Source organism: Kocuria marina (assembly GCF_000786655.1).
Taxonomy (GTDB): domain Bacteria; phylum Actinomycetota; class Actinomycetes; order Actinomycetales; family Micrococcaceae; genus Kocuria; species Kocuria marina_A.
Genome location: NZ_JROM01000048.1, coordinates 35,142 through 52,303, shown reverse-complemented (window position 1 = coordinate 52,303; position 17,162 = coordinate 35,142). Strand labels below are relative to the sequence as shown.

At 69.6% G+C, this 17,162-nt stretch carries 14 protein-coding genes; 11 read left to right on the top strand and 3 right to left on the bottom strand.

The window, feature by feature from the left end:
- Positions 1–35: 35 nt before the first annotated feature.
- Positions 36–413: an Rv3654c family TadE-like protein gene (locus AS25_RS11185; protein ID WP_035965198.1), complete on the top strand. Its 378-nt coding sequence runs from the start codon at positions 36–38 to the stop codon at positions 411–413.
- 55 nt (positions 414–468) lie between these two features.
- On the opposite strand, the gene AS25_RS11180 is transcribed toward AS25_RS11185, so the two are convergent.
- A complete protein-coding gene (locus tag AS25_RS11180) occupies positions 469–2,799 on the bottom strand; it encodes a DEAD/DEAH box helicase (RefSeq protein WP_035965143.1) in 2,331 nt (776 codons plus the stop codon).
- 264 nt (positions 2,800–3,063) lie between these two features.
- Between AS25_RS11180 and AS25_RS11175 the strand changes: the two genes are divergently transcribed.
- From AS25_RS11175 to AS25_RS11135, 9 genes are all read left to right on the top strand, one after another.
- Entirely contained in the window at positions 3,064–3,522 is a 459-nt protein-coding gene (locus tag AS25_RS11175) for a pyridoxamine 5'-phosphate oxidase family protein (RefSeq protein ID WP_052160943.1), read from the top strand.
- Between the two features lie 174 nt (positions 3,523–3,696).
- Positions 3,697–5,418 carry a DUF7059 domain-containing protein gene (locus AS25_RS11170; RefSeq protein ID WP_035965194.1) on the top strand — a complete coding sequence of 574 codons (1,722 nt, stop codon included), beginning with the start codon at positions 3,697–3,699 and terminating at the stop codon, positions 5,416–5,418.
- Between the two features lie 10 nt (positions 5,419–5,428).
- Complete coding sequence (locus AS25_RS11165) at positions 5,429–5,854, top strand: pyridoxamine 5'-phosphate oxidase family protein (RefSeq protein WP_035965141.1); 426 nt, start codon at positions 5,429–5,431, stop codon at positions 5,852–5,854.
- 158 nt (positions 5,855–6,012) lie between these two features.
- Positions 6,013–8,949, top strand: a complete 2,937-nt coding sequence (gene topA / locus AS25_RS11160) for a type I DNA topoisomerase (protein ID WP_035965140.1) — start codon at positions 6,013–6,015, stop codon at positions 8,947–8,949.
- 97 nt (positions 8,950–9,046) lie between these two features.
- Entirely contained in the window at positions 9,047–10,027 is a 981-nt protein-coding gene (locus tag AS25_RS11155) for a Ppx/GppA family phosphatase (RefSeq protein WP_035965139.1), read from the top strand.
- Positions 10,024–10,830, top strand: a complete 807-nt coding sequence (locus tag AS25_RS11150) for a sugar phosphate isomerase/epimerase family protein (RefSeq protein WP_035965136.1) — start codon at positions 10,024–10,026, stop codon at positions 10,828–10,830. The genes AS25_RS11155 and AS25_RS11150 overlap by 4 nt, the downstream gene beginning before the upstream one ends.
- A gap of 146 nt (positions 10,831–10,976) precedes the next feature.
- Positions 10,977–11,222, top strand: a complete 246-nt coding sequence (locus AS25_RS11145; RefSeq protein WP_035965135.1) for a hypothetical protein — start codon at positions 10,977–10,979, stop codon at positions 11,220–11,222.
- A gap of 396 nt (positions 11,223–11,618) precedes the next feature.
- Positions 11,619–12,458 carry a pyrroline-5-carboxylate reductase gene (proC, locus tag AS25_RS11140; RefSeq protein ID WP_035965133.1) on the top strand — a complete coding sequence of 280 codons (840 nt, stop codon included), beginning with the start codon at positions 11,619–11,621 and terminating at the stop codon, positions 12,456–12,458.
- Between the two features lie 48 nt (positions 12,459–12,506).
- Complete coding sequence (locus AS25_RS11135) at positions 12,507–13,604, top strand: carboxylate-amine ligase (RefSeq protein WP_035965132.1); 1,098 nt, start codon at positions 12,507–12,509, stop codon at positions 13,602–13,604.
- A gap of 36 nt (positions 13,605–13,640) precedes the next feature.
- On the opposite strand, the gene AS25_RS11130 is transcribed toward AS25_RS11135, so the two are convergent.
- Both AS25_RS11130 and AS25_RS11125 read right to left on the bottom strand, forming a co-directional pair.
- Entirely contained in the window at positions 13,641–14,309 is a 669-nt protein-coding gene (locus tag AS25_RS11130) for a potassium channel family protein (RefSeq protein ID WP_035965130.1), read from the bottom strand.
- Positions 14,302–15,747 (bottom strand): TrkH family potassium uptake protein, encoded by a 1,446-nt coding sequence (locus AS25_RS11125; RefSeq protein ID WP_035965129.1) that lies wholly within the window; start codon positions 15,745–15,747, stop codon positions 14,302–14,304. The genes AS25_RS11130 and AS25_RS11125 overlap by 8 nt, the downstream gene beginning before the upstream one ends.
- Before the next feature lie 147 nt (positions 15,748–15,894).
- On the opposite strand from AS25_RS11125, the gene AS25_RS11120 reads away from it, so the two are divergent.
- Positions 15,895–17,106, top strand: a complete 1,212-nt coding sequence (locus AS25_RS11120) for an acetoin utilization protein AcuC (RefSeq protein WP_052160942.1) — start codon at positions 15,895–15,897, stop codon at positions 17,104–17,106.
- The last annotated feature ends 56 nt before the right edge of the window (positions 17,107–17,162 follow it).

Genomic DNA, 17,162 nt, shown 5'->3' with positions numbered 1-17,162 from the left:
CGAACAAGCCGCACGAGCGCCGTCGCACTCGGGCGATGGGCGCGGAACATCACCGCGACGAGGGATCCGGAACGATACACGGGCTGACCCTGGCCGTGACGCTGTGCTTCCTCCTGGTGGTGGTCCTGCTCGTCGCACAAGCGGCGATCCTCACCCACCGCGCGGCCAAGGCGGCGGATCTCGCGGCACTGGCCGCGGCCGACGTCGCTCGCGGCCTGAGCCCCGGCGTCCCGTGCGATGTGGCCGCGCGGGTGGCAGCGGACAATGGCGCCCAGTTGTCCGAGTGCGCGGTGGTGGCTCCCGAGAACACGATCGTGGACATCACCGCGGTGATCGAGTTACCGCAACCCCTCGCGCCCCTGGGCCCGGCGAGAGGCGTCTCCCGGGCTGGCCCACCGCCGGGAGAGCCGTGAGGTTCGCGGTCATCCACCACGGAGCTGCCGCCCGCCGCGGAACGAAAAGACTGACTCACGGCGCGAACGACAGCACCCCGTTGAGCAGCTTGAGCGCTCCGGCCTTGTCGAGCGGGTTGTTGCGGTTGCCGCACTTGGGGGACTGCACGCACGAGGGGCAGCCGGACTCGCATTCGCACTGCGCGATCGCGTCCCGGGTGGCCGCGATCCAGTGGCGGAACATGTCGTACCCGCGCTCGGAGAATCCCGCACCGCCGGCGTGGCCGTCGTGCACGAAGATCGTGGGCAGCTCGGTGTCCACGTGCAGGGCGGTCGAGAGTCCGCCCACGTCCCAGCGATCGCACGAGGCCAACAGTGGCAAGAGCCCGATCATGGCGTGTTCGGCGGCGTGCAGGGAACCGGGGATGTCCGGTTCCTCGATCCCCATCGCGGCCAGCTGCGGACCGGACACCGTGAACCACGTGGCCGTCGTGGACAACTGACGGGGTGGCAGATCCAGGGGTTCCTCGCCCGCTACCTCGTTGGACGCCACCAGTTTGCGTTGGTAGCTGACCACCTGTGTGGTCACGTCCACGGCTCCGCGGTGGATACTCACGGGTCCCCACTGCATCGAGTCGCGCACCTCCCGCACGCGGACCTCGGTGATGTCGCGGGCGACCGTGTAGAAGTCCGGGAACGCCCGGCGCACCGCCGCTACGTGCAGTTCCTCGTCCAGCTCCTCCACCAGATAGGTCCGGCCCTGGTGCACGTACACTGCCCCCGGGTGCGCTTGGTAATGCGATTGGGGAGCTCCCATGGTGCCGAGCACCGAACCCGTGTCCGAGTCGATGATCTGCACGGGCCCGCCGTCCCCGGAACGGATCGAGACCATGTTGGCGGGCTGCTCCGAGCGGGTCCAGAACCATCCGCTCGGGCGGCGGCGCAGGTGTCCCGCGTTCGTGAGGGAGTCGACGACGCTGCGCGCGGTGGGTCCGAACAGCTCCAGTTCGTCGGGGCGCAGGGGCAGTTCCGCGGCCGCGGCGCACAGGTGTGGGGCGAGCACGTAGGGATTCGAGGCCTCGAACACCGTGGCCTCCACGGGGACGTCGAAGATCGCCTCGGGGTGGTTCACGAGGTAGCCGTCCAGGGGGTCGTCCCCCGCGATCAATGCGGCCAGCGCATGCTGACCCGCACGCCCGGCCCGGCCGATCTGCTGCAGGAAGGACGCCCGGGTCCCGGGCCATCCGGCGACCAGAACGGCGTCGAGACCCGCGATGTCGATCCCGAGCTCGAGCGCGGACGTGCTCGCGACCCCCAGCAAGCGACCGTCCCGCAACTGCTGTTCGAGTTCGCGCCGCTCTTCCGGCAGGAACCCGGAACGGTAGGCGGCCACGCGATGACCGAGCGCGGGGTCCACTTCCTCGAGCTGGCGGTGGGCGGCCTGGGCGATGGTCTCCGCGCCGCGGCGGGAGCGGATGAACGCGATCGTGCGGATCTGGCGCAGGACGAGGTCGGTGAGCATGTCGGAGGCCTCCGCGGTGACCGTGCGGCGACGGGGGGCGCCGTTGTCCGAACCGCCGGGGGACTGTTCCGGCTCCCACAGCACCACGGTGCGGGAACCGTGGGGCGAAGTGTCGTGGGTCACCGCGGTCACGTCCTGTTCGGGAGCGCCGATGAGCTTGGCGAACGACTGCTGCGGGGACGCGCTCGTCGCGGACGCCCCCACGAACACGGGGGAGGACCCGTAGTGCGCGGCCACCCGGGTGAGTCGGCGCAACAGGACGGCCACGTGGGAGCCGAACACACCGCGATAGGAATGTGCCTCGTCCACGATCACGAAACGCAGCCGCCGGAAGAACCGCGACCATCCCGTGTGATGCGGCAGGATCCCGTGGTGGAGCATGTCCGGGTTGCACAGGATCACGTCCGCGTGCTCCCGGATCCAGCGGCGCTCGCCGGGATCGGTGTCCCCGTCGTAGGTCGCCGCGCGCACGTCGGCGAAACCGAGGGCGCGCAAGGACGTGAGCTGGTCCGCGGCCAGCGCCTTGGTGGGTGCGATGTACAGCGCGGTGGCCTCGTCGGGGTGGTGCAACAGGCCGGGTCGTTCGGCCACGGCAAGTTTGCCCCGGTGGACGGCGTCGAGCACGAGGGACTGGTAGACCAGGGATTTCCCCGAGGCGGTGCCCGTAGCCACGATGGCGTGCCGCGGCGCGGTCATCGCGGCCACCTGGTGCGCGTAGGGCTCGTGGATGCCGAGACGTTCATATGCGCTGACCACGTCCGGGTGCAGCCACTCGGGCCAGGGCGCGTGCGTGGGTTCCCGTTCGGGGATCTCGCGCACGTGACGCACCTGCTCGGGGCGGGGTCCGCGGCCGAGCAGGTCCACCATGTCCTGCGAAGTCGTCACCCGGACATTGTGGCCCACGCGGCGCGGGGACGACGTCGCTGAGGCACCACCGCGCGCAATCCCACCACGCGCCGTCGGCCACGTCGCGTGAAGGCTGCGTCCCCCTCCCATCCTGACACGCGGGCGCCACCCTCCGGTCTCGACCCGCTGCGCGGGACTGCGTCCCGGGTTCACATGCGTACCGGGGCGCGCCGTCGGCCCCATCCCGGCACGGGGCTGCCAACACCTCGCCCACGCCCAGCACCCGCGTGGAATCATGGGGGTATGAGCAACGCTGAGCACTCGCACCCCATGAACATCGCCCACGAGCACGACGACGCGTCCCAGGTCCCGCCCATCACCGAGCTGAGCGAGCAGGAGAGCTGGGAGCTGCTCAAGCAGGCACGTTTTGCACGGCTCGCCACGCGCGACGGCGATGAAATCGACATCACCCCGCTGAACATCGTGACCGACGGCGAGAAGATCTTCTTCCGCTCCGCCAAGGGCACCAAGGTCCTGCACCTGCAGCTGAACCCGCACGTCACGGTCGAGATCGATCGCGCAGCCGGCTCGCAGGCGCACTCCGTGGTGGTGCGCGGCACCGCCGAGATGATCACGGACACGGACCGGATCGCGTACGTGGAGGAACTGGGTCTGCGTCCGTGGCTGGAGACGGAGAAGATCGAGTTCGTGGAGATCACGCCCACGCGCATCACGGGTCGCGCGTTCCGGTTGGGTCACTGACGGGTGCGCTCTTCCCGCCCCGACGACGCCCGTGCCACCACTCCCACGACGGGCCACGACGCGGCTCCGCGCGACATCAATTCGCACGACGGCGCTCGGCACGGCAGCGCTCGGCACGACGCCGCGACCGCTCACCACGCGGGTTCGCCCGACACTGCGCCCGCGTTCAGCACGATCCCGGACGCCCCGCGCTCCGATGACCCGGCGCTGATCGCCCACCTGCACGCCGACCTCGTGGCGGCGGCGTTCACGGTGGACGGGGTCACGGACCTCGTGGGGGAACAGGCCATGTCCGCGTGGTCGCGGGACCAGGCGGTCCCGGCACGTCGGGCCCTGCAGCGGCGGTCGCGAGAACTCGGTTCCGCGTCGGGCCGTGCCGGTGATGCGCACGAATCCGAGCCTTGCCACACAGAGGTGTCGCACGATCCTGCGGGCCACAACGACGCCGCGCTCATCACCCTCGCGGCGTTCTTCCTGCTCGGGGACCCCGTGTCAGCCGCAGCGCTCGACGCCGCCCTGCCCTCGGTTGGCGCGCGTGGCCTGGAACGGCTGGGCCTGGTGGAGGCCGGCACTTCCACCGAACTGCGTTCCGCGGTGGATCTGCGCCCCTACGCCACGGATTCGTCGGCCGAGCTGTACGTCGCGAGCGACCTGGGTGCGTTCCAGCGACCCGGCGTGCTGCGCCATGACCATGTGCTGGGCATCGGGGGTGCCTCGCTGACCCTCGTGCAGTCCACACCGCGTCGGCCCGTGGACACCGCCCTGGACCTGGGTACCGGGTGCGGGATCCAGACCTTCCATCTGTTGGCGCACGCGCGCCACGTCACCGCCACGGACATCTCCGACCGTGCCCTGGCGACCGCACGGTTCAACCTGATCCTCAACGCCGAGGCTCTGGACGTGGACCCGTGGGACCTTTCCGCCCGGGTGAGCCTGGAACGGGGGAGTCTGCTGGAGCCCGTGGTGGGACGTCGGTTCGACATGGTCGTCTCCAATCCCCCGTTCGTGATCACGCCGCGCAGCCCGCAGGAGCACGCCGAGGACCGGTTCACCTACCGGGACGGCGGTCTGCCGGGGGACCGGCTCGTGCGGGAATTGCTGGGCGCGCTGCCCTCCGTGTTGAACCCCGGGGCCACCGCGCACCTGCTCGCGAACTGGGAGATCCCGCGCGATCCGCACGAGGAGCCCTCGGCCACGTGGTCCCGCGGACCCTCGTCATGGGTGCCACAGGGAACCGGCGTGTGGATCGTCCAGCGTGAGCTGCAGGATCCGTGCGAGTACGCCGAGACCTGGCTGCGGGACGCGTCCCAGCAGCGCGACGTCGCCGACTACGAGCGCGCCTACGCCGCGTACTTGGACGACTTCGACTCCCGGGACGTGGCCGCGGTGGGCTTCGGCATGGTGTGGTTGTACCGCCCGCAGGAGTCGGACGCGCAGGACACCGCACCGCGGATCTTCGAGACCATCCCGCACGCCATCCAGCAACCCATCGCCCCGGCGCTCGCCGCGGAGTGGGACCGCGTACTGAGCATGGCCAGTGACGAGGCCAGTGACGAGGCCCGCGATGCACACGACCCGGGCGCGACGTCGGACACCGTTCCCGCGTGGCTCGCGCGGCACTACACCGTGGCGCAGGACGTGACCGAGGAACGCCACGGCACACCAGGGGCGCCGGACCCCGCCCTGATCCTGTTGCGGCAGGGCGCGGGCCTGCGCCGGAGCGTGATCCTCTCGAGCGAGGCGGCGGGCTTCGCGGGCGTGTGCGACGGCGAGCTCAGCGCGGGGCAGATCCTCACTGCGCTCGGGTCGTTGTTGGAGTGGCAGGACGGCCCGGCACCGCAGCTGCTGCGTGAAATCAAACGCCTGATCACACATGGCTTCCTGGTGGAGGTGTAAGACTGAACCCATGAGCGAGAACCTGAATCCCTTCCGGGTCATGGATTCCCAGCGGGTCTGGGAGCTGCTGGACGAGATGCCGTACGGCCGTCTGGCCGTCCAGGGCGCGGGACTCGTGGACATCTTCCCGGTCAACCACGTGGTCAACCAGCGCAAGATCTATTTCCGCACGTCGCAGGGGACCAAGTTGGCCAGCCTCGTGGTGAACAACCACGTGGCGTTCGAGGTGGACAAGGTCGAGGGCACCCACGTGGAATCCGCGGTGGTCCATGGCCGTGCGCGCCGGTTGGAGACCCGGGCGGAGGTGGAGGCGGCGGAACAGTTGCCGCTGACCCCGTGGGCGCCGAACTACAAGTTCCACTACGTGGTCCTGGAGCCGGACGACGCCACCGGACGCGAATTCACCATGGGTGAGCAACCGGATCACGACCTGTAGTGATCCAGCGTGTCGTACGCTGACGTCCCGGGCACGGAGTGAACGCGGCGCGCGGAGGGACCGAGCACCGTCGCCCACGCCCACCGGCCGATCAGCATGAACGGCCACCATTGAACACAGACCCGCCCCGCAACCACGGGTCATGACGAGGAGCACCTTTGGCATCCAAGGCCACCAAGAACGCCGGTACGGGCAAGAGCCTGCTGATCGTGGAGTCACCGTCCAAGGTGAAGACGATCGCGGGGTACCTGGGGGACGCCTATGAAGTGGAGTCCTCCATGGGCCACATCCGTGACCTGCCGCAGCCCTCCGAGCTGCCCACGGACATGAAGAAGGGCCCGTACGGCAAGTTCGCGGTGGACGTGGAGCACGAGTTCGACCCGTACTATGTGGTCAACCCGGACAAGAAGAAGAAGGTCACGGAGCTCAAGCGCAAGCTCAAGGACGCGGACGCCCTGTACCTGGCCACGGATGGTGATCGCGAGGGTGAGGCGATCGCGTGGCACCTGTTGCAGGTGCTCAAGCCCAAGGTCCCCGTGTACCGCTTGACGTTCCCAGAGATCACCCGGGAGGCCATCGAGCGTGGTTTCGCGCAGTTGCGGGAGATCGACCAGGACCTCGTGGACGCCCAGGAGACCCGCCGCATCCTGGACCGGCTCTACGGTTACGAGATCTCCCCGGTGCTGTGGCGCAAGGTCTCCTCGGGGCTCTCCGCCGGGCGCGTGCAGTCCGTGGCCACCCGTTTGGTGGTCCAGCGCGAGCGTGAGCGGATCGCGTTCGTGCCCGCCGACTACTGGGACCTCACGGGGACCTTCTCCCGGCCCGAGGGCCAGGACGCCGGGCGGGCCTTCACCGCGCGGTTGAGTTCCCTGAACGGTCGCCGCGTGGCCACCGGTAAGGACTTCACGGACCGCGGGGAGCTCAAGGCCTCCGGGCAGAACGCCCCCGCCGCGTTGGATGAGGGCATTGCGACGGCGCTCGCGGCCGGATTGCAGGACGCCGAGTTCTCGGTCCGTTCGCTCGAGACCAAGCCCTACACGCGCCGTCCCGCCGCACCGTTCACCACCTCCACGCTGCAGCAGGAGGCCGCTCGCAAGCTGCGTTTCACCTCCCGCACCACCATGCGGGTCGCGCAGCGGTTGTACGAGAACGGCTACATCACGTACATGCGTACCGACTCGGTCGCGCTGTCCGATCAGGCGGTCAACGCCGCGCGCTCGCAGGCCAAGGAGCTCTACGGCGCGGAGTTCGTCCCTGCCTCCAAGCGCGTGTACGCGTCCAAGTCCAAGAACGCGCAGGAGGCCCACGAGGCCGTGCGCCCCGCGGGGGACACCTTCCGCACCCCGTCGCAGGTGCGCTCGCAGCTGTCCGTGGACGAGTTCAAGCTCTACGAGCTGATCTGGAAGCGCACCGTGGCCTCCCAGATGGAGGACGCCAAGGGCAGCACCGCGACCGTCCGCCTGGGCGCCACGGCCACGTCCGCCGCCGGGGAGCATTCCGGGGCCGACGCCGAGTTCTCGGCTTCCGGGACCGTCATCACCTTCCGGGGGTTCCTGGCCGCGTACGAGGAGGGCCGGGACGTGAACCCGGACCTCGCCCAGGAGAGCTCGAAGCAGTCGGAGAAGTCCGAGGACAAGCGCCTGCCCATGATGGCCGAGGGCGACGCCCTGGACGCCTCCGAGGTCACCGCGGACGGGCACACCACCACGCCCCCCGCCCGCTACACCGAGGCCTCCCTGGTCAAGACCCTGGATGAACTGGGGATCGGGCGGCCCTCCACGTACGCCGCGACGATCTCCACGATCATGGACCGCGGGTACGTGCAGGTGCGCGGCTCGGCGTTGATCCCGTCCTGGCTCGCGTTCTCCGTGGTGCGGTTGTTGGAGGAGCATTTCTCCGACTACGTGGACTACGACTTCACGGCCGAGCTCGAGGAGGACCTGGACCGGATCGCCCGTGGCGAGGCCGAGCGGGTCAAGTGGCTCGAGGGGTTCTACTTCGGTGACACCTCCTCCGAACCAGGACTCAAGCCGCTCGTGGACGACCTCGGGGAGATCGACGCCCGCGCCGTGAACTCGATCCCCGTCACGGACGAGATCACGCTGCGCGTGGGCAAGTTCGGCCCGTACCTCGAGACCGGTGGCACGGTGGACCCGGAGACCGGGGAACTCACCGACCCGGTGCGCGCCAACGTCCCGCTGGACCTCGCCCCGGATGAGCTCACGCCCGAGAAGGCGCGGGAACTCATGGAGATCGGCAAGGCGGACGGCCGTGAGCTGGGCGTGAACCCGGACACCGGCCGGATGATCGTGGCCAAGGACGGGCGCTACGGTCCCTACGTCACGGAGGTGATCCCGGAGCCCACGCAGGAGGAACTGGACGCGATCCCCACCGAGTACTACAAGAACGGCAAGCCCAAGCCCAAAAAGGTCGAGCGGCCCAAGCCCAACACGGCGTCCCTGTTCTCGTCCATGAACCTGCAGGACATCACCCTGGACGACGCACTCAAGCTGCTGTCCCTTCCCCGGGTATTGGGGGAGGACACCGACGGTGAGACCATCACGGTGCAGAACGGGCGCTACGGGCCGTACCTCAAGAAGGGCTCGGACTCCCGCTCGATCGGTTCCGAGGACCAGATCTTCACGATCACCCTGGACGAGGCCAAGGCCATCTACGCCCAGCCCAAGCAGCGCGGTCGCCAGGCGGCCAAGCCCCCACTCGCGGATCTTGGTGCGGACCCCCTGACCGAGAAGCGCATGGTCATCAAGGACGGCCGCTTCGGTGCGTACATCACGGACGGGGAGACCAACGTGACGGTCCCGCGTGCCGAGGCGATCGAGCAGATCACCGCTGCCCGCGCGTCCCAGCTGCTCGCCGAGAAACGGGCCAAGGGGCCCGCGCCGGCCAAGTCGACGTCGCGCTCGCGCAGCACGGCCAAGGGAGGTGCGGCCAAGAGCGGCACCGCCAAGAGCAGTACCGCGAAACGCGGTACTGCCAAGACCGGTGCCACCGAGACCGGCGCCGCCAAGGGCGGGACCACCAGGAAGACCACCACCCGGAAGACTGCCGGCGCGGGCCGCACGGCGACCACGTAACGACCCCGGCAGCGCGCGCGGCGGCGCCCCGGCGGCGTCGTCACCGCGGACCGACCCAGTGGCCCCTACGGCCCACCCAGCGAGCGAAGGAACTCACATGCGGCTCTCCGTCCTGGACGTCGGCTCCAACACGGTGCACCTGCTCCTGCTGGACGTCTACCCGGGGTCCCGGCCGGAACCGTACGCGTCCCACAAGATGGCGCTGCGGCTCGTGGACTACCAGGACGACGACGGTCGGATCACGGACGAGGGCAGGGACCTGCTCACCGGGTTCGTGGGGGAGGCGCGTGACTTCGCCGTAGAGCACCGCGCGGAGGACCTGTTGGCGTTCGCGACGTCCGCGATCCGGGAGGCCACCAACGGCAACGCCGTCCTGGACCACGTCCAATCGACGTCCGGGGTCACGCTCACGGAACTGTCCGGGGACCAGGAAGCGGCCGTGACGTTCTCGGCGGTGCGCCGCTGGTTCGGGTGGGGTGCCGGGCGCATCCTCGATTTCGACATCGGGGGCGGGTCCTTCGAGATGGCGATCGGCACCAACGCGCTGCCCACGGTGGCCACGTCGGTCCCGCTCGGGGCGGGCAGGCTGTATCGCGTGTATCTCGCGGGGTCCGACGTCGCACCCCCGGCCCGGTTCAAGGGCTTGCGCAAGCACGTGCGCACCACGCTGCGTCCCGCCGCGGACCGGATCGCCGGCGGGGGACAACCGAATCTGGTGGCGGGCACGTCCAAGACGTTCCGCTCGCTCGCGCGGATCTGCGGGGCAGCGCCGTCGGGACAAGGACCGTACGTGCAACGCGTCATGCACCTGGAGGACCTACGCTTGTGGACGCGGCGCATGGAGGCCATGAGCGTGGCCGAACGCGCGGACCTGCCCGGGGTCTCCGAACACCGCGCCGCGCAGGTGGTGGCCGGGGCGATCGTCGCGGAGACCGCCATGGACCTGCTCAAGGTGGAGTCGCTGCGGATCTCCCCGTGGGCCCTGCGGGAGGGACTCATCCTGCGACGCATGGACCGGCTGCTGCGGGACTCCGCCAGCTCGACCGTCGATCCCAAGGACCTGGTGACCAGCTCATGACCGACACCTCACCCGTCTACCGCCCGCACGTGGCGCTGTCCACGAGTTCGCTGTACCCGCAGGGTGTCCCCGAGACGTTCGACGCCGCCCAGCGCCTGGGCTACGACAGTGTGGAAGTACTCGTGACCCACGAGCGCATGAGCCAGCTGACCCACCAACTGCTGGACAATATCCAGAAGTACCAGCTGCCCATCTCCACGATCCACGCCCCCACGTTGCTGTTCACGCAACAGGTGTGGGGCAAGGCGTGGACCAAGATCCAGATGGCCGCCAAGCTCACGCACCAGGTGGGCGCGGAGGTCGTGGTGGCCCACCCGCCGTTCCGGTGGCAGCGCAAGTACGCGCGCAACTTCGTGGCCGGTGTGCGTGAGGTCTCCAGGATGACCGACACCAAGATCTCCGTGGAGAACATGTACCCGTGGCGCGTGGGCGGGCGTGAGGCCGTCGTGTACTCCCCGCATTACAGCCCGCTCGGCCAGGACTACGACTGGGTCACGTGGGACTTCTCCCACGCAGCGACGGCCAAGATGGACTCGCTCGCGGCCGTCAAGGAACTCGGTTCCCGGCTGGGCCACGTGCACCTCACGGACGGTTCCGGCCAGACCATGGCGGACGAGCACCTCCTGCCGGGGCGCGGCGTGCAGCCGGTCGCCGAGACCCTCGAGTACCTGCGTGATCAGCGCTGGCAGGGAGTGGTGGGGGTGGAGGTCTCCACACGTAAGTCGAAGGATGCGGACGAGCGCGACGAGTGGCTCGCGGAAGCCCTGTCCTTCGCGCGCCGCCACATGACGGTGGAGGGCTAGCGCTCGCCGACGCGCCGCCGACGCCGCTCCCACCACGCCCACGGTGGCGCACACATCTGTGCTGCGATACGCACGTTTTCGGCGCCGAATCGGTGCGTACTGCAGCAAGGATGTAACCGGGTCGACCGGCGGAGCACAATGGGCCCATGAAGGACACACTCGCCGCCGTATCGGTCATCGTCGCGATCGCCGGCGCCATACTGCTGACGGTTTCTCTCGCGGTCCTGGGATGGACCTCATGGCTCGCGCCCCAGCTCGGTGCGGGGGATGCCTTGGGAGGCGGTCTGCTCATGGGCACACTTGGGCCGCTGTGGGTGATTGGCCTGCCCCTCGTGGTGGCGGGGGTGGCCGGGTGGTGGCTGAGTGGAGGAACGCGTCGTCGGGCCTGTTGATGCCGCCGACCGTCATATGACGGTGGCAACCTGACCACCGGACTCCGTTCACTGTCTCGGAGCGGCATCGCTGCTGCCCACCCTCGAGCCCCTGCGCCAGTCCGTGGGGGCTCGCACATCTGTGCTGCACTACGCACATTTTCGGCCCCGAATCCGTGCTTTCTGCAGCAAGGATGTCCCCGGCCCCTGGCACGTTCCGAACCAGTGCATTTCGCAGCAAAGATGTGCCCGGCCCACGGAGCACCCCGCAGCACCTCAGAGCACCGCGGTCGCGGGGACCGTCCGCCGCGCGATACCGTTCAAGGAGAGTTCCGTGACCGCAACGACACCCCGTGAGCCCTGCTGCGCAGCAACAGCGCGAGTGGGCCCGCGGACGGGTGTGAAAGGACTGATGGCATGAGCGAGCTGACCCTGGCGTTCCTAGGAACCGGTTTCATGAACGGTGCGATCCTGCGAGGGGTCCTGGCGGGCGGCACCGAGAAGGGGGCGGTGCGCGCGACGACCCGTTCGGCGTCGTCGGCGGAGAAGCTGCGTGACGAGACCGGGGTGACCGTGTTCGCGGGCGAGGAGGACGCGGACGCGAACCGCACTGCCGTGAAGGGCGCGGACGTCGTGCTGCTGGGGGTCAAGCCGTACGCGATCCTGGACCTGGCGCGCGAGATCGCACCAGCCCTGGACCCCGGGACCGTGGTGGTCTCCGTAGCGGCCGGTGTCACGCTGGACGCCCTGCAGAAGGCCCTGCCGCAGGGGCAGCCGGTGGTGCGTTCGATGCCCAACACGCCGTCGAGCGTGGGCCGAGGCGTGCTGTCCGTGACCCCGGGCGAGCACGCGTCCCGCGAGCAGCTGGACGCGGTGAAGGACGTGCTGGCCGCCGTGGGCACGGTCGTCGAGGTGCCCGAGAACCTGATCCGTGCGGTCACGGGTGTGTCCGGCTCGGGCCCCGCGTACGTGTTCTACCTGGCCGAGGCCATGCAGCACGCGGGGGAGCAGCTGGGCCTGGACCCGGAGACGGCGCGCGTGCTCGCGAAGGAGACGGTCTCCGGGGCGGGCGTCCTGCTCGCGCCCGACGACGCCGATCCCGCCGCCCTGCGTAAGGCCGTCACCAGCCCGGGCGGCACCACGGAGCAGGCCATCACCACGTTCGACGAGAAGGGCCTGCGCGAGATCATCGCGGCCGGCGCGGAGGCGTCCGCGACGAAGGGTGACCAGATGGTAAAGGAATACGGCGGCGAATGACGCGAACCGCCCGGCCCACCACACGAGACCACGCAAGGCGGTAGCACCATGAGCACGTTCGGCATCGAGGAAGAGTTCCTGCTGGTGGACCGCGGGGACAACCTCCCCGCGCGGCCCACGCCGGAACAGTCGGCGCAACTGGTCTCGCTGACCGCGGGCGGCGGCGCGGCCACCCCCGAGTGGCTCTCGTGCCAGGTCGAGGAGACCTCCCCGGTGTTCCGCGACGCCGCCACGGCCGTGGCCTCGCTCGTGGAGTTCCGCACGGCGCTGCGCGAGGCCACGAACGCCATGGGCATGGACGTGGTGGGTGTCGCCGCCGCCCCGGACGTGCGGCCCGAACCCGCGCAGATCACCCACGACGCCCGCTACCAGCGCCTGGCCGGCCAGACCCCGGCCATCGCGGCGGACCAGTACATCAGCGGGATGCACGTGCACCTGGGGTTCCCGGACCTGGAGGTCGCGGTGCGCGCCCTGAACGGGCTGCGTGGCTGGTTGCCCGTGCTCGTGGCCATCGGGGCGAACTCGCCCGTGTGGCGGGGCGTGGAGTCCGGGTTCGAGAGCTGGCGTTCCATCCACTACCGCCGCTGGATGGCCAACGGCGTGCCGCCCCACTTCCAGGACCTGCACGACTACGACTCGCGCGTGGCCATGCTCACCGCGTTCGACGCCGTGGAGAGCCCCGCGAGTCTGAGCTGGCTCGCCCGGTTGTCCCACCGCCACGGCACCCTGGAGATCCGCGCGTGCGACGTCCAGCTGGAGGCCCAGGACTCGGTGGCCATCGCGGTGCTCACGCGCGCCCTCGCGAACTACGCGCTCGAGGCGCCGCCCGCGGTCGCGTTCACCCAGGAGTACCTGGACATCGCGCTGTGGCAGTCCGCCCGGTGGGGGCTGAGCGGTCGGCTCCTGGATCCCGTCACGGCCACCCTGGTCCCGGCGGAGGAACTCGTGGGCACCCTGCTGGAACGGGTGAGCGGGCACTACACCTCGGAGGCGGACCGCCGCTTCGCCGAGGCGGGGGTGCGCCGCATCCTCGAGCGCGGCAACGGTGCGAGTCGCCAGCGCCGGGCATTCGGCCGCGCCGGGGTCCCCGGGATCATGGCGCTCGCCACGCGGGCCATGACGGTCGCGCCGTCGGGTGCTGAGTAACGCCGGACCGCGACGGCCCGCCGAGACGCAACCGGGTCAGGGCCGCGCGGCGAACCGTTCGATCAGGTCCACGTGCCCCGAGACGATGAGCAGGTCCCGCGAGCTGACCGTGGTGTCCGGGCGGGCGTAGGTGAAGTCCTCGCCCGGGGACTTCACACCCACCACGGTCACGCCGTACTTGGAGCGGATGTCGGACTCGCCCAGCGTGAACCCCTGCGTCTCCCGGGGCGGGTACATCTTGACGATCGCGAAGTCGTCGTCGAACTCGATGTAGTCCAGGAGCCGCCCGGAGACCAGGTGGGCGGTGCGGCGCCCGGCGTCGGCCTCGGGGAAGATCACGTGGTGGGCGCCGATGCGCGCGAGGATCTTGCCGTGGGCGGGGGAGATGGCCTTGGCCCAGATCCGGTCGATCCCCAGGTCCACGAGGTTCGCGGTGGTCAGCACCGAGGACTCGATGGACGTGCCCACACCCACCACGGCGGAGGAGAACTCGGCGGCGCCGAGCTGGCGCAGGGCGTCGATGTCCGTGGCGTCGGCCTCGACCACATGGGTGAGCTGGCCGGACATCTTCTGCACGAGGGCGGCGTCGCGTTCCACGCCGAGGACCTCGCGCCCCTGCTGGATCAGCTGCAGGGCCGTGGCCGAGCCGAAGCGCCCGAGGCCCACCACCAGGACGGGGACGGAGTGGGAGGAGTTCTTAGCCAATGATGGGCCTCTCTTCCGGGTACGTGTAGAGCCGGCGCCGCGAGCGCAGGGCCAGGGCCGTGGCCACGGTGTTGGTACCGATGCGGCCGATGAGCATGATGACGGACAGCACGTACTTCCCGGCGTCCGGGGCGCCCGCGGACACACCGGTGCTGAGACCGCACGTGGCGTACGCGGAGATGACCTCGAACAGTACGTGGTCCAGGGGCATGTGGGTCAGGGCGACCATGATGCTCGAACCCAGCAGCACCACGGAGGCGCCCATCATGATCACGGAGATCGCGATGCGCAGCACGGAGTCCGGGATGGTGCGGAAGAACGCGATCACGGACTGGTCGCCGCGGGCCTCCGCGAGGATGGCCAAGAAGACGACGGCGAGTGTGGTCACCTTGATCCCGCCGGCCGTGGACGCGGAACCGCCGCCGGCGAACATCATGGCGTCCGTGAGCAACAGCGTGACCTGGGACGTGTCGGTCATGTCCACCAGGTTGAAACCGCCCGAGCGCATCATCACGGACGCGAAGAACCCCTGGAAGATCCGCTCGGGGACGGACTGTCCGCCCAGGGTGTCCGGGTTGGCCCACTCGATGGCCGTGAACAGCACCCACGCCAGCAGCAACAGTGCGGCGGTGGTGACCACGGTGAGTTTGGCGTTGAGGTTCCACCGGGTGAACCGGAACCCCACCTGACGCAGCACCAAGATCACGGGGAAGCCCAGGGACCCCACGATCACCCCGATGCACACGGGCAGCAGGATGAGCCACGCGGTGGGCCCGGCGTGGTCGTAGGGCACGAGCCCGTCCGTGTGGGGCGTGAACCCGGCGTTGTTGAAGCTCGAGATCGCGTAGAACACTCCGTGCCACAGGGCCGTGCCCAGGGGTTCTCCTTCCGCGAGGAACCCCACGGAGAGCACGAGCGCCAGGGCGGCCTCGATGCTCACGGAGGTGATCACGATGATCTGCAGCAGCGAACCGACCTCGCCCAGTCGCCCGATGTTCAGCGCCTCCTGGGTGATCAGTTTGGACTTCAGCCCGAGCTTGCGCCCGATGGCCAGCGCCAGGATGGACGTGAGCGTCAGGGTGCCCAGACCGCCCACTTGAATGGCGATCAGGATGACCACCTGGCCGAACACGGACCACTGCGCGGCCGTGGACACCGTGGTCAGTCCGGTCACGGTCACGGCGGAGGTCGCGGTGAACACGGCGTCCACGAACCGGGTCTCCTGACCGGGATTGGCGGACACGGGCAGCCACAACAGGGCGGCGAATCCCAGGTCCACGATCACGAACACGATCACCGCGAGCCGCGCGGGCGAGGAACTCGCGATCTGGTCCACGAAGTCCCGGATGCCTCGCGCCGCGCGGGTGGTCAGCGGCTCCCCGGAGGGCGCGGGGGAGGCGGGCTCCTCGACGGCGTTGGGTTGTTCGAGCTCGCTCACGGCACCTCCTCGCGGGATCCGATGGACGGTCGGGTCACGCGGAATCCTACGGTCCCGCGGGGGTGGATCGGCGCAACGACCCCCAGTATCCCCCGTCACAGTGCGCTGCAGCGACTGCCGCTCGCGCGTGAGTGTTCTAATGGACGTGTGAGCTCCGCGACAACGGGCAAGGATGCCGTCTACCCCACCAGTGTCTACTGGGATCCCCGGTTGCTCCAGTACGACTTCGGGGACTACCACCCCATGAGCCCCACCCGCCTGGACGCGACCATGCGGTTGGTGCAGAACCTGGGCCTGGACACCGCGCCCAATGTGCGGGTCACCGTCCCCGAGGTCCCGGACGACTCCGTCCTGGAACTCGTGCACACCAAGACCTACGTGCAGTCCGTGCGCGCCGTCTCGGAGGACCCCACGCGGCAGATCCCCGAATGCGGCCTGGGCACCGAGGACACTCCCGGCTACGAGGGCATCCACGAATCGAGTGCGCGCCTGGTGGGCGGCAGCTACCAGGGTGCCGCGGACCTGCTGAGCGGTTCCGTGGTCCACGCCGTGAACTTCGGCGGCGGCATGCACCACGCCGCGGCGGACAAGGCCTCCGGGTTCTGCGTGTACAACGACTGCGCCGTGGCCATCCAGCACCTCTTGGGCAACGGAGTGCAGCGCGTGCTCTACGTGGATGTGGACGGCCACCACGGGGACGGCACCCAGTCGATCTTCTACGACGAGCCCCGCGTGATGACCGTGTCCCTGCACGAGACGGGCCTGTCCCTGTTCCCCGGCACGGGGTTCGCGAACGAGATCGGCTCCGGGGCGGCGGCCGGCACCGCGGTCAACGTGGCCATGCCCACGCGCGCGGACGACTCCCAGTGGCTTCGAGCGTACGACGCCGTGGTCCCCCCGATCGCGCGCGAGTTCCGTCCCGAGGTGATCGTCTCCCAGCACGGCTGCGACTCCCACTTCCAGGACGAACTGACCCACTTGCGGGTGAGCGTGGACGGGCAGCGTCAGATCGCGTTGGCCGTGTCCGAGCTCGCGGCGGAACTGTGCGAGGGCCGGTGGATCGCCACGGGCGGCGGCGGGTACGACTGCCACGACGCCGTGCCCCGCTCGTGGGCGCACCTCGTGGGGGTCGCCTCGGGATACCCCGTGGACGTGAACACGCCGGTCCCGCAGGCGTGGCGCAGCTACATGGCCGAAAAGTACGGCGGGCGCCCGCCCGAGCGCATGGGCGACGACGTCGACATCTGGTGGCGCTCGTGGGAGATCGGCTACGACCCCAGTGACGAGACCGACCGCAGCATCATGGCCACGCGCAAGGAGGTCTTTCCCCAGTGGGGACTGGACCCCTGGTACGACTGACCCTGGCAGGGCTGACGCTGGTGGGACCGACCCGTGACGGGAAGGTCTGATTGGGT

Coding starts and splice junctions, on each gene's coding strand:
- AS25_RS11185 (WP_035965198.1), top strand. CDS start 36: ATGGGCGCGGAACATCACCGCGACGAGGGATCCGGAACGATACACGGG.
- AS25_RS11175 (WP_052160943.1), top strand. CDS start 3,064: ATGAGCAACGCTGAGCACTCGCACCCCATGAACATCGCCCACGAGCAC.
- AS25_RS11165 (WP_035965141.1), top strand. CDS start 5,429: ATGAGCGAGAACCTGAATCCCTTCCGGGTCATGGATTCCCAGCGGGTC.
- AS25_RS11155 (WP_035965139.1), top strand. CDS start 9,047: ATGCGGCTCTCCGTCCTGGACGTCGGCTCCAACACGGTGCACCTGCTC.
- AS25_RS11150 (WP_035965136.1), top strand. CDS start 10,024: ATGACCGACACCTCACCCGTCTACCGCCCGCACGTGGCGCTGTCCACG.
- AS25_RS11145 (WP_035965135.1), top strand. CDS start 10,977: ATGAAGGACACACTCGCCGCCGTATCGGTCATCGTCGCGATCGCCGGC.
- proC (WP_035965133.1), top strand. CDS start 11,619: ATGAGCGAGCTGACCCTGGCGTTCCTAGGAACCGGTTTCATGAACGGT.
- AS25_RS11135 (WP_035965132.1), top strand. CDS start 12,507: ATGAGCACGTTCGGCATCGAGGAAGAGTTCCTGCTGGTGGACCGCGGG.